General features: G+C 40.8%; 12 protein-coding genes, 1 tRNA gene and 1 pseudogene. 6 read left to right on the forward strand and 8 right to left on the reverse strand.

Annotated elements, in window-relative coordinates:
- Window positions 1-277: 277 nt before the first annotated feature.
- Window positions 278-673, forward strand: a pseudogene (locus JMX13_RS07020) (DDE-type integrase/transposase/recombinase); the annotation flags it as partial.
- Window positions 674-1147: 474 nt separating this feature from the next.
- Window positions 1148-1360, forward strand: coding sequence for a hypothetical protein (locus tag JMX13_RS07025; protein ID WP_144297485.1), 213 nt, complete (start codon window positions 1148-1150; stop codon window positions 1358-1360).
- Window positions 1361-1424: 64 nt separating this feature from the next.
- Here the strand turns inward: JMX13_RS07025 and JMX13_RS07030 are convergent, their stop codons facing one another.
- The 6 genes from JMX13_RS07030 to JMX13_RS07055 form a co-directional block, all read right to left on the reverse strand.
- Window positions 1425-1685 carry a helix-turn-helix transcriptional regulator gene (locus tag JMX13_RS07030; protein ID WP_223808574.1) on the reverse strand — a complete coding sequence of 87 codons (261 nt, stop codon included), beginning with the start codon at window positions 1683-1685 and terminating at the stop codon, window positions 1425-1427.
- 168 nt (window positions 1686-1853) lie between these two features.
- On the reverse strand, window positions 1854-2765 hold the full coding sequence (locus tag JMX13_RS07035; RefSeq protein ID WP_201611498.1) for a hydrolase or metal-binding protein: 912 nt from the start codon (window positions 2763-2765) through the stop codon (window positions 1854-1856).
- A 136-nt stretch (window positions 2766-2901) separates the two neighbouring features.
- On the reverse strand, window positions 2902-4032 hold the full coding sequence (locus tag JMX13_RS07040) for a YqaJ viral recombinase family protein (protein WP_201611507.1): 1131 nt from the start codon (window positions 4030-4032) through the stop codon (window positions 2902-2904).
- 130 nt (window positions 4033-4162) lie between these two features.
- Window positions 4163-5158 (reverse strand): DUF932 domain-containing protein, encoded by a 996-nt coding sequence (locus tag JMX13_RS07045; RefSeq protein WP_201611509.1) that lies wholly within the window; start codon window positions 5156-5158, stop codon window positions 4163-4165.
- 54 nt (window positions 5159-5212) lie between these two features.
- Entirely contained in the window at window positions 5213-5503 is a 291-nt protein-coding gene (locus JMX13_RS07050; protein ID WP_201611511.1) for a hypothetical protein, read from the reverse strand.
- Window positions 5504-5697: 194 nt separating this feature from the next.
- Window positions 5698-6585 carry an inovirus-type Gp2 protein gene (locus JMX13_RS07055; protein WP_201611519.1) on the reverse strand — a complete coding sequence of 296 codons (888 nt, stop codon included), beginning with the start codon at window positions 6583-6585 and terminating at the stop codon, window positions 5698-5700.
- Window positions 6586-7054: 469 nt separating this feature from the next.
- On the opposite strand from JMX13_RS07055, the gene JMX13_RS07060 reads away from it, so the two are divergent.
- On the forward strand, window positions 7055-8404 hold the full coding sequence (locus JMX13_RS07060; protein ID WP_201611521.1) for a hypothetical protein: 1350 nt from the start codon (window positions 7055-7057) through the stop codon (window positions 8402-8404).
- Between the two features lie 151 nt (window positions 8405-8555).
- Here JMX13_RS07060 and JMX13_RS07065 read toward each other — a convergent pair whose 3' ends face one another.
- On the reverse strand, window positions 8556-9917 hold the full coding sequence (locus tag JMX13_RS07065; protein ID WP_201611530.1) for a tyrosine-type recombinase/integrase: 1362 nt from the start codon (window positions 9915-9917) through the stop codon (window positions 8556-8558).
- Window positions 9918-10200: 283 nt separating this feature from the next.
- A tRNA-Ser gene (locus JMX13_RS07070) sits at window positions 10201-10291 on the reverse strand.
- A gap of 146 nt (window positions 10292-10437) precedes the next feature.
- Here JMX13_RS07070 and JMX13_RS07075 point away from each other — a divergent pair.
- From JMX13_RS07075 to JMX13_RS07085, 3 genes are all read left to right on the forward strand, one after another.
- Window positions 10438-11331, forward strand: a complete 894-nt coding sequence (locus tag JMX13_RS07075) for a DNA/RNA non-specific endonuclease (RefSeq protein WP_227686243.1) — start codon at window positions 10438-10440, stop codon at window positions 11329-11331.
- A gap of 65 nt (window positions 11332-11396) precedes the next feature.
- Window positions 11397-11660 (forward strand): hypothetical protein, encoded by a 264-nt coding sequence (locus JMX13_RS07080; RefSeq protein WP_201545880.1) that lies wholly within the window; start codon window positions 11397-11399, stop codon window positions 11658-11660.
- Window positions 11661-11934: 274 nt separating this feature from the next.
- Window positions 11935-12318, forward strand: coding sequence for a DUF2147 domain-containing protein (locus JMX13_RS07085; RefSeq protein ID WP_201545882.1), 384 nt, complete (start codon window positions 11935-11937; stop codon window positions 12316-12318).
- Window positions 12319-12503: the final 185 nt, after the last annotated feature.

Raw genomic sequence — 12503 nt, forward strand, 5'->3', positions numbered from 1 at the left:
GACACTTTTAATCACTTGTGCTCGAAAATCTGCTGAATAGGTCATTTGTTATTCTGCCATTTCGTTTGTTTTAAAACGATTGTATCTTATTTAAAAAGAACTGACTATAGTACGATTCTTTATGTGGCACCCTTTAAGTTTGAAAAGCGCTATTAGGATAATCTTAATCAGTCAGGCATTGCTGCCTGACTCAAGTAGATCTGTCTCCGATATAGTCGGGACGGTTCAGTTGAGCGATTAATGAGACATTATGGCTTACAAGACATTGAGCGGCTAGGTATATACTGCTTTTATCATTAATGTATTTACACGAGTAATTGTCGGCTGGAAAGTATCTAGTCGTATGAACACTGATATAGCAGCGGTAAATCAGGCGATAGCAGACAGAAATAAGCCTAAGGAGGTGATTCATCACAGTGATCGAGGGGTTCAGTGCTTATCCATCTGCTACACCAATAAAATTGCCGAATCGAACATTATTGCGTCTGTGGGCACCAATGGTGATTCATGCAACAATGCATTGGCTAAGACGATTAATAGGATTTATAAATCTGAGGTGTTTCATTATTTAAAGCAGAGCTGGGACGGTGTAAATGATGTTGAACTGGCAACCTTTGAATGGGTGGATTGGTTCAATAAAACCCGTTTGCATAGTACGATTGGTTATGTGTGACCCTTTGAGTTTGAAAAGGGGTATTGTAATAATCTTAATCTGTTAGGTGAAGCTGCCTAGCTCAAGTAAATCAACTTCCGATAAAGTCGGGGCGGTTCAGTTTAGTCGTTTCTGAAGGTTGGTCTTGGTCTCTTCCAAATAGCTAAGGATAGCTAAAAACAGCTAAGCCTAGCTAGGTTTAGCTATTTAAAGTGTTTTAAAAAGAGCCTAGTAGCTGTCTGAGTCTGACGTTTTGCCAGTGATCGATTTATTTGTAAATAAATCTATTCATGATGTGCCTTTCTATATTGTCTATATAGAAGTAATGAGTTTTGATCAGCTAGTAAAAATTGTTGCAGAGAGAAAAAGTGGTTTTGTCTCTTAGTTAAGAATACCTAGTTTATTAAGCATGAAATTAGTACAAAAAAAAGACTTGAAATAGTTATTTAGTCGCCTAATACTAATCACTCTAACATTTAGTATAAGGAAGGTACGATGGATAGTCCATACGGTGATGATCATATAGAAAATATTGTTGACTTTGATAAGCTTACATTAGAAGACCAACAGCTTGAAGATGAAGAGCTTACACCAGAAGAGCAACAGCTTGAAGATGATATTACTGAACAAATGGCAAAGCAGGGTTTAGCGCACGATGACTTTGAAGGTGACGTGCCTGTTGGGGCTTTCATTGATATAAATCGATAAGTTGCTCTGATGCTATTAAAGAAAAAAATAAGCTGCGTAACGCAGCTTATTTTTTTATAGCGTATCAATGAACTCGAGTCGCTATCTTACTTTCAATCCACTTAGCAACTTCGCTTTCGACCCATGCCACACGTCCCTTGGTTAGCTTAACCTGAACGGGGAAGGTGGGATCGTGACGGTCTGATCTTTTATCGAGCATGTCGTAAATCGTAGTGCTGCTAAGCCCTGTATAATGTACGACTTGCTTTAGCGGTAGCATGCGAGGTATTTGCGGCATGCTTCGTGTTGATACGTTTTGTTGAGTGCCTGTGTTTAAAATTTCCATGAATATCTCCTTATTAGTTAATGAGAGCGTCATCTCTCATACAGTGAGGGAGTCCCATATTTTTTTACGGCATCCTATACAGTCCGTTCTCTAGTCTTGGGTTGAAGTAATAAAAAAGGAGCAGAATGAATCCGCTCCTTTTTATGTCACCTATCTGCTTTGAATGCGTTAGCTCACCGCTGTAACACTTTGCCGTAATCCTTGCTCAATGCTAGTCACGTTATGAGTCGCTAACCTGTTTTGATAATTCCCTTGCTGAACACTACTGACATCATCAGTCTCTACTGGATAAAATTCTTCGACCACATCAAGTAGACTATCGCTATCAATCTCAAAGCACGAATTCACATAGCCAAGCTTCGCGGCTTCCTCTAATGCCGCTTGATCAAAGCCGTGTTCACTTAGCTCGGTATCAATCGCTCTGGCATGTTGTACTGCATCTTTAAGTGTCACACCATCACGCAAGGTTAAATCCACAAAGTAAATCGGCGTTCGATAGCTTTGCGTCGTGCTTTTACCTCGTAGGGTTAGTTGCAGTGGCAAACACGACAGCTTATTGCTTGATACTGCTGCAAAATAGCTCAGCCGTGCTGCAAGCGTTCTAATGCTATTAAAGCCTGTAGTGCGAAAGATAAACGTACCAAGCTCATCGTCTTCACTGAGATTAACGTACAAGCGACCATATGGCTTACACGCGCCACCTTGCGCGAGTGGACAGCGATCAGGTGATGGGCATGGCAGTGTTTCCACGCCATTGCTTGTGCGGCGCTGACACTGCTCACCGTCACCCACACATAACGGTCTGCCCGTTTGTCTATCAAATAGCGTGTACTCAGCTCGTAGGTTTAATTCTGGATCATTGAACAGCATACGTACGGGAATATGTCTGAGCTTACCGTCATTATTTGCACGTAGCTTTTCGTCTAGTGGATGATTGATCCAGCCGTCTTTATTTTGAACTTGGCTGGTGATGGTGAATTGATCGTCTTTAGCAGGAAGACGTTTGCCGTCTTTTTGAACGACACGTCCAATGCTGATGCGACCTAAAACTGGTGGAGTAATCGTTAGACCTTTAATCATAGTGATATTCCTCATATGTTTTAGTTAGCCATAAAAAGCCCACCTGTGCTAGGTGGGCTGTTATGTGCTTACTTTAATTGATTATCTTTGATCGGTTGATGAATGTATTGATGGTTATTAATAAGTGATTGATGGCTTAATCGTTTAAGACCACAAAGCGACGACTACCTTGACGAGTTTTGCCAAATTTAGCTAATAGCTCAGGATGGGCTTTGATAACGGCTTTACTATCCAAGCCAATACTGTCTTTCGAGCGTTTCCAAGAAATTGCGCCCATCGAAAATACCGCAATCTCATTATCTTGGATTAAGCTTTGCAGCTGATGCTTCACTTGATCATGACGCTGCTCTAGTTCCTGCATGTAATCACGGTAGCTAAGCAACTGCTCGAACAACTTGTTCGCACCATCGTCATCTCGTAGATCAACCTTGCTTGATGGCTCAGGCGTTGGATAAAGCTGCTTTAATGCTCTCGCTGCGGACTCACTATGATCAGGGGTTGGTGGCGTATCTGTCTCCACGTATTGCCAGAATTCACGCTCATGCTCGATAATAGAGGCAATCAAGCGCTCATCACGCTCAACCTTATAAATCTTCGCTTCATGTCCGCAAAGCAGCACACAGATATGCGCAGCCTGCTTACCCGTAACCGCTAATTGATGCTGCACTTGGCAGGTGACATATAACGGTACGCCATGCTTCCAAAGCTTAGCACCATGTTCCCCAGCCGTTTTACACTCTAAAATTTGTACCTCGTCACTACCAGTGATTGCGTAGTCTAAATTAGCTAACATAAAGGCTTTGTCAGGATCAGGATGCTGCAAGATGGCATTGACACGCCTGACCTTATTGCCAGTGTGTTCTTGATAGTATTTAGCCACCATTGGCTCTAGCGTATTGCCCCAGTACAAAGGCGAATAGCCATCAATACTCTCATCGACGCTTGATTCCATACGTCCTGTCTTAATCATCCATAACTCCAGCATGGATAGATAAGGATGTATACCACAAGCAGCTGCGGCATCAGAGCTGCCAATGCCTTGCTTGCGAAATTGTAGCCAGTCCTCACGGCTTAGGTTTTTAGTATCAACCAAACGCTTAGGGGTGGTTGATTGATTAGCAGATGGCTTAACCGCTTTATTATCTACTTTAGGCGTTGGCAACTCTTCGCTATTGTGCCGAGCTTTGATTGAAGCCTTACTCTTAACGGTTACACGCTTAGCTCTTGGCTGAATGATTGTTGTATTGTTTAATGCGATCATGTTCATGATGAACTCCTTCGTTAGATTTATTATTCATAAGTAATACGGTACTTTGTTTGATTAGCGGCATAAAAAAACCACGCTCAAAGGCGTGGTTGATTCATTAGTTAAATACAGTGTCTATGCGATTAGGCGACTAGGCAATTAAGCGCAGCGCTTCATCGAGGCTTTTATCTTTAAGCTTTGCCCCTGCGCCAAACCATGCTGAGTCAAGGCGATGATCCTGCGACATAGCACGGCGTTCATGATCAACAAACTCCGTCATGGCTGACAGCAAGCCATAAGCGGTGTCTTTAGCCGAGTCTAAATCTGCGCCTCGGCCTTGGCCGTTAAACATAGTCATCACCTGATTCATGGCACGGGCATTAGGAACCGCTTCTTTCTCCTTCTTAGCGGTATTAAACAGAATCAAGCCGTCGTCTTTGACATCGTTAAACACGCGGTTTAAATAATTGGCCGCTTCTGCTTGGGTCACTCGTCTGTTGGTTAGCTGCTTCATCTCATAGTTAAAGTCGTCCCACTGGCTGACAGACACGCCTAGTTGTTGTTTTACCTTGTCGGCATCAAAGGTAGTGCTATGCGGTACTTTGACCACGCCGCCACTACCATCAGCCAAACTGATTGCTAAGGTGTTATTACACACCACACGGATATTGGTGAACTGTGCTGTGGTGGCTAATGTCCCATCACAAGCGGTTGCTAGTAGCAAATAGCCATGACTGACATCACCACCTCGTAGTGTTGCTGATTGACCAGTACGAGCGAGTGCCCAGAACTTACGACCGCCTTTAAGCACTCCTGCTGTTTCTAGCTCAAAGTCAGCTTGTTCGGTGAGATCCCGATAAAACTCTAGAATCTCACTCGGTTGTACTTCTTGGTAGCGTTGACTGACCACTGACAACGGCTCCAAGTTATCACTGCGATACAGCACCTTATTGCTATCAAAAGGCATGATCAGGTTTTGGCCTTTATCATTGGTTGCCATGTAGCTGACGTCTGAGGACTCAATACGCCAATCCATACCTGCCTCACGTGCCCAGACTTCGATAGGCTGCTTGGGGGATAACTCTTGCCCTAGTCCATGCCAGGGGGTTTCGCCGACGTACGCCATTGATTCGATTAAATGTGCCATGGTATTGCTCCTTGATATATTAGATGGTTTTGCTTAATGGGTTATATGAGTGCTTTAGATCGTAAAGGTTGATAAGCAGGTATGACAGGAATAACGGGGTCTTTCGGATAAAGTAATTAAAGGTGGCTGCTGTCGCTTGTCTTTAGCCAAGCTGATCGCAGAAGCCATGGCAGTCCCTACCACCACACCGATTGTTGCATTGATTTTGTAGTACTTGCAGATACTCATACCAAGCCCTGAAAGGGAAGATTGTGAACACAGTTGCTCAAAGATAGTAGATGCACTGTCACCAGGTAGACTACTTGTGACGTTTGATGAATGACAGTGAGGGCAGATTGGTCTCATAGAGAACTCCTTTTTTTATTGCGCATAAAAAAAGGCCTGCAATGAAGCAGACCTTTGAATGGAATGAGTGAGTGTTAAACAGACAGGTAAGCGAGGCTATCTGTCTTATCTCATGGGGGTACTATATATCTAAGATTATTTTGCTATGAGATTGTGCCTCTATGCTTTACCTACATCAGCTCCCTTTTACTAAGCTACTTAAGCATACTTTGCCCAAAGGTATTCATATTCGGTAAAGACACTTTAAGACGTTGATAGCTGCCATCAGGCTTATCAGGACGGGTTAAATACAAAGCGGCATTAACCGCATTCTCAACTTCTTGCAAGTTATTACGATGGATCATCCCAATACCAAGCTTGCCGTAGCGTGCAAGGCCTTCCTTATATTCTTTAGTATTTAGGATAAAGCAATAGCCAACGCCTTCAGTAATATCTCGCCATTTTTGTCCAACTTGATCAGCCAAATAGCTGTCCTTGTAATGTTTTGCGCCATCAAAGATCAATAGCAGATGACAGTGAAAGCCACCATTTTCTCCACCATGTTCTAATGACCAAGCATGATGAAGTAAATGCTTAAAACAAGTATCGCCATTATGAATGGCGTCTCTTAACTTTTTCATATGAAAGTCAAAATCACGAATAGAAATGTGATGACTGATCTCTTGTATGTATTTTAAATCCACTCTTACAAACAACAATCTTGAATGATTTGAGATTAGGTTTCTGATATTAGGCTCTAAGCTTTTGCTGTTTTGATTACTTTGATAACGCCACGCATTGTAATCCTTCTTAATGACCTTTTCATAGTTTGACAGTAAATTAATAAACTGCATTGTCTTTTCATTATCCCAAAAGACGTTATAAGGATAATCGTTACCAATAATTATATTGGTGCTTTCTATAAATGCCTGGAGTGGTTTTGAATATATGAATTCAGAATCAAGGCTAATCATGAACGAGTAGTAGAACTCGTTCAATTGGCTTTTGATTTGTTGGAAATTGATGCTACTAAATAATACATCTCTAACCAGTCTGTCGACGTTCGAGATGAGTTGTGAGTGATTAACGGTTGAATAGATCATGGTTTGTTTTCCTATGAATATAAAGTTGAATGGGTGCTACATATATTTATAGGGTTGTGTATTTTTTTATTCCTAGGTGCGGATAGTATCCGCCTTAGTTAAGCAGTCCTTAATATAACTTATATTATCTTACCGTCCTTTTGCTGGTGTCAAAATAGCAGTTTTATATAGGCAGCCTTGGGTGTACGAAAAATAAAACCCCGTAAATTACTGCACCTTGGAGAAGAGGGTGAAGATGGAGTTAGCTGATCATCATTAACGTTAGTTTATAAGGATTTTATAGCTCAACCTTATATAATTCATTTGATATACTAAATTTATACCGACGTTCTAATGACGTTTTAACGATGTTTTAATGACGAAAATAATGGTATTCTAACAATAAGGAATTAGTAAAAAACAATTTACTTTTAATTATTATATAATAAAATATAATGAAACAGAGGCTTGTTAACAGGACAAGAATTGCATGGTATTAAATATAGAAGATGAGAAATATATTGAAAAAAGAGTCAATGCTCTTAGCATCTACAGTGTGTATTGGTGTATGTATGAGTTACGATTAGTAGGTGACTTACCAACAGGAACTATATTGAAGGATGATTCGTTCTGTAAAAAAAGGCTAATAAGGATTTTAAAACAACGACCTTATAGTCCTAGAGATTTGAATAGATTATTAGAAGCCAGTGCTGAAAACAGTATACCGCTTTACTATGTCAAGTGGTTCTACGAGGATAGAAGAGCGGCGTTGTGGTTAAATATGGTTTTAAAAAAATATAATATCCCGAGCAATTTAGTATCTATAGAATCTGATATAGATGTTTTTGTTCATGATGTTATTTTTAATAGAAGAGTGTTGATCCAGAATAAAAAAGTTGTTGATCAAGATAGCGATGCACAAATAAAATTGAAAGAGAAAACTTTAAATTTATTAAAAGACGCTTACCTTCTTAGTAAGTTAAATTCAAAAGACATTCGATGGCTTACTAATAAGAACAATGGTAGCGCTAAAATAAATTATGCGTATCAATACATGAGTGAAATGTATGATCTCGATAATTTGAGACAAAATAAAGAGCAGAAGAAAAAATACAGAGACTGGAACAAAAACGCTAATAAGCTTGGATACCGGCAGGCTTTAATTTGTACTGATGCTATTGAATTTAAAGCAACAGATACAGCTATGCGGCTTTGTCATATTCTGGCCTCACTAGATTATTGGGTTTTTGATACTCATTGGATTTATCAAAAGGGGGATATTGTAAACGGAGAAAAAACTGATAATAGAATGCTCTTTATTAGCAATATGTATGAGGCTTGGAATGCAAAACAAAAGCGTGATCGCGATAAAATTAAGAAACAACAAGGTATAGATCTTACCAGTGACAATAAGAAAAACCTAAAGCATCTTGCTAAGGCTTGTGGTAAGACACAGCGTGAAGTGTTGAATGACTTAGTTGAATCTGCTTATAGTCAGATGCGAAATCAAGAAATTAAGCTGTCCCCATCTTTCCCTAATCAATATAAGGCTTTCGATAAGATAACTTTAGAGAAGCCCTCAAGCTTGCCAAGCGAACATACTGAGAGAGAGGTCATTTCTGAAGACACTTTTCTAACTAAAGATAAGCAAGAGTTAAGTAGCGATTATGATGCAGAATCGGTTGGCTCATCGACATACGATAATGAAGATGTGCCAGCTGAGACTATTACACCCAAACAAGAAGTTAATACATTACAGCCATTTTATCCTGAAGGAAGCAATGGAAAACAAGCTAAGGAAACAGCCGATACTAATACAGAAAATTACGCTAAGTTATGACTTAATACAGGGATATATTTTTCTGGTTTTCTGAGCCTAAGCCGATAAATTCTATATGCAGCTCAACTGATTGTAATGCAAAGTTTATTGAGTCTAGTAAAGTTCATATTGATAGACGGCTTTAATAACTTCTCGTAATTAGTTAAATACATCAGTTATTCTCAATGTAGACTTGCAGCTCATCAGCTGTGATACCTTGCTCTAATAGCGCTTTGAGCAGATCTTGTTTATCAGCGTTTTGTAATGTGTTTGGTTGCTTACTTGCCAGTGACTGCTCAATTTGCTGCCTTGCTGTCTGAAAGTCTACGACCTCGCCTGTGTCTCTCAATAGGTCTAAAAAGTCTGCCCAGACCTGCATGATTTTACGACGCTCTTCTAAATGCTGCGCGTGGTTATAAACCGCGCGAATGCTGCTTTTTTTATCATGCGCCATCTGCTTTTCAATCGCGTCGCCCATATAGCCAAGCTCGTTTAGGTTGGTAGAGGCGATGTGACGAAAGCCGTGACCTGTCTGTTTGCCTGCGTAACCCAAGATATCGAGCGCATTATTGATAAACTCTTCACTATATGGCTGATGCATGCCTGTATGATAAAACACGTACTCATATTGCCCCGTGATGGCTTTCATTTCCTCTAGCACTTTGAGCATTTGATCTGACAGTGGTACGACATGCTTACGCGCAATTTTAAGGTTATCAATATCAACACGCCATAAGCGATTGGCAAAATCGATATGTGACCACTTCATCATACGCAGCTCGATGGTACGACAGAATGAATAGGCTAAGAATTTCATACCTAATCGGGTTTGGTCGTGACCATGATAGCCTTCGATAGCTTGGAGTAGGGCAGGTAGCTCATGGATATCCACATGCTTCATGTGCTGACTTTTGGCTTTAGGATAGAGGGCCTTTAAATCATCGATTGGGTTTTGCTCAATGATGCGCTCACGTTTGGCACGTCTTAAAACATTAGCCACCAGATCAATTGTGCGTCTAGTGACCTCACGTGGTGGCTCACCTTTTGTGTTTACACGCGTTTCGATCTCATCTGCCATCGATCGACAATCCTCAAAGCTTACATCTTTTAGTGCAATGCCTTCAAAGTGGGGCAACACGTCTTTATGCATCCGGTTATAGTCCTGCTGATAAGTACGAGGCTTGACGTTGCGCTTGCGCTCAGCGAGCCAGTCTAAGGCGTAGTCATTAAATTTCTGCGCGTGGATGTTAGCAAGCTTGTCTTGACGCTTTTTATTTTTTGGGTCGATACCATCAGCGAGCAGCGCTTTAATCTCAGTATTGGCTTGTCTAGCTTCAGCAAGCGACATGATGGGGTAAGTACCAAGTGTTAGCCGTGTCTGCTTACCATCGAAGCGATAGGCGCTTATCCATGTCTTTGTGCCAGTATTGCGTACTAATAGCTGTAAGCCTTGCTGATCACTGTATTTGTCAGGACGTGAAGGTGTGCATTTCTCACTAGGTTTAAGCTTGCGTATCTTACTATCGCTTAACATGTTGGTCTATTCCCTATGGCTACAAGCTGTATGAATCAAGAGATACAACAAAAACGTTGGTCTAATGCTGAATCATAAAGCCTAAATGTTGGTCTTTTTGAGGTCTAATGAAATCATAGACCAACAGATAGACCAACACAAGCCACAGGATAGGTGGGTCACATTGGGTCGAATTGGGAAAATAGCAGGCATAAAAAAAACGCTAGACGCGTTATTTATAAAGGGTTGTAGAGGTGTGTGGGAGTGTTTGGGAATAGGTAGGAAAACTAAGATTTTATAAGATTGGCGGTGAAGGAGGGATTCGAACCCTCGATACGCTATGAACGTATACACACTTTCCAGGCGTGCGGTTTCAGCCACTCACCCACTTCACCATTTTTTGCAAGACCAAGATTTTTGGCTGCCTAAGTATAGCGGATAGCATTTAAAATGTCACGGCCTGCGCCGCATCTTTCTTTATTTCTAACTGCCTGCTAGGATAGCGCATACGTAATGACAGGTATAGATGGTTGAAAGTGGCATGATAAGTTTTTTTAAAGATAAAGCACAGGTTAAAAATAACATCATAATGGCAGTATTCACTGTCTTAATAGGGATGTCATCTGCACAAGCGGACGACCTGAGCCAGTGTAGCCAGTCGTTTTATGGTGGCGTCTATCCTGAATTTACTAATCCTAAGCTCAGCAATAATACCCAAGCGCTATGTATGGACGGTTTTGCCGTTATGTACTCAGGCGTCTCACGCACCCCGCTGTGGTCAGCAGAATATCTTGACCGCAAGCGCTTGCAGCAAGCCAAAGAGATTGACCGAGAAGACAGCTTTCATGAAGAAAGCCGCCTACCAAAATCCATGCGCGCCAAGCTCTCTGATTATTCAGGCTCCGGTTACGATCGTGGGCACTTAGCACCCAATGGCAATATGGCCAATCGCAGCCAGCAGTACGATAGTTTTAGCCTTGCCAACATCGCGCCACAATCACCGCGTAACAATCGTTATATTTGGCGTAATATTGAGTCAGCCACGCGCTATTTAACCCAGCAATATGGTGAGGTTTACACCATTACAGGGGTGGCGTTTACCAATAAAAAAACCAAACAACTGGCCGATCGGGTGCTTGTACCCAGTCATTTTTTCAAAGCGGTTTACATACCTGCAAGCAATCAAGCAGGGGTGTATTATGCGCCCAATGATGAATCAGAGCGTATAGAAGTGATTAGTGTTGATGAATTAACCGCCAAGATTGGCATCGATGTTTTGCCGGTATTAGACGCCCAAACCAAAGCGCAAGCGTTTGATTTGCCTTTAAAGGCAGGTGACAGCTCCGATTTGCCCGAAACTTCCCCAGAAGAACCAATTTGGATGCTATTTGTCCTAGCAATCATTGACTGGCTCATGGCACAATTGCAGACATAAATGCAACTAAATCCACACAGCATTGAAAGATCGTGTAATGCGCTGTTAAGGTAAAGGAGGACTAAATGATTGATCCATTTGCAAATAATCACCAAAGTATGCAGATTGGCGATTTGGTAATCGAAAACCAAGAAGACAAAATTATTATTTATGGCGACATTAATCTGGTCTTTAACGATATTGGATATGAGCAAGCACAACAGCTACACGAGCTCACAAGTAAAATTATGCTGGCATTTGAAAACCGCAGTCAATATAGTAATACTGAGGATAAGTCAAAAGAAAAAGATGACCAATCAGATAAAATTATAGACAATCCGTTCCTGTAACTGTTTGATATGCTTTTGGTTTTAGAGAAATAATAAACTATAAAAAAATTACTAGGCAAATTCTAAAAATTGCTTATAATGAGTTAAGACATCGCTTATGTCGATCAGATTTTTTATATAAGACTGAGCATTAATTAAACACTAATGCAGGTTACTAACTTAAACTTTAGGATAGAACCGCAAGCTTGCAATAAAAGATTGTTGATAAAAGGATAAGCGTAGGACATCAGAAACACAACGTTTCTAGTAATCATTGAATGAAGGGAGTCAATTTATGAAATTATTCGCAAAAACCACTTTAGCAGTTGCCGGTATCAGTTTAGCAAGCATGGCATTCGCCGCTGACCCATTACACAATACTACTTGGCAGACTTTTGATGAAGGCCAGCCAAAAGGCGTGGTTAAAATCACTGAGTCTAATGGCGTCCTAACTGGTAAGCTTATCAGTACGACTTCAGAAAAAGGTAAAAAGCATGTTGGCATGACGATCATCTCTGGTCTGAAAGCTGACGGTGGTGGTAAATACAGTGGCGGTACGATTACTGACCCTGAAAAGAATAAAGACTATCGCATGACTGCTAACCTAAGTGGCAGCACCTTAAAACTAAAAGGTTATATCGGTCCATTCTCACGTAGCCAAACGTGGAAAAAGAAATAAGCTGATATAATTCTACTTTATTAAGCTTGGTTGTTAACGTAGATTAAGCTTTATAAAGAATAAGAAATAAAGAATCCCGCATGACCAAAAGGTTATGCGGGATTTTTAGTGGTGGCACTTTTACTAATAACGGTTTTATTGGTGAGTGCTTTATCAATACTGCTTTTATCAATACGTTTTTATAA

Source organism: Psychrobacter immobilis (genome assembly GCF_904846285.1).
GTDB classification, from domain to species: Bacteria; Pseudomonadota; Gammaproteobacteria; order Pseudomonadales; family Moraxellaceae; genus Psychrobacter; species Psychrobacter immobilis_D.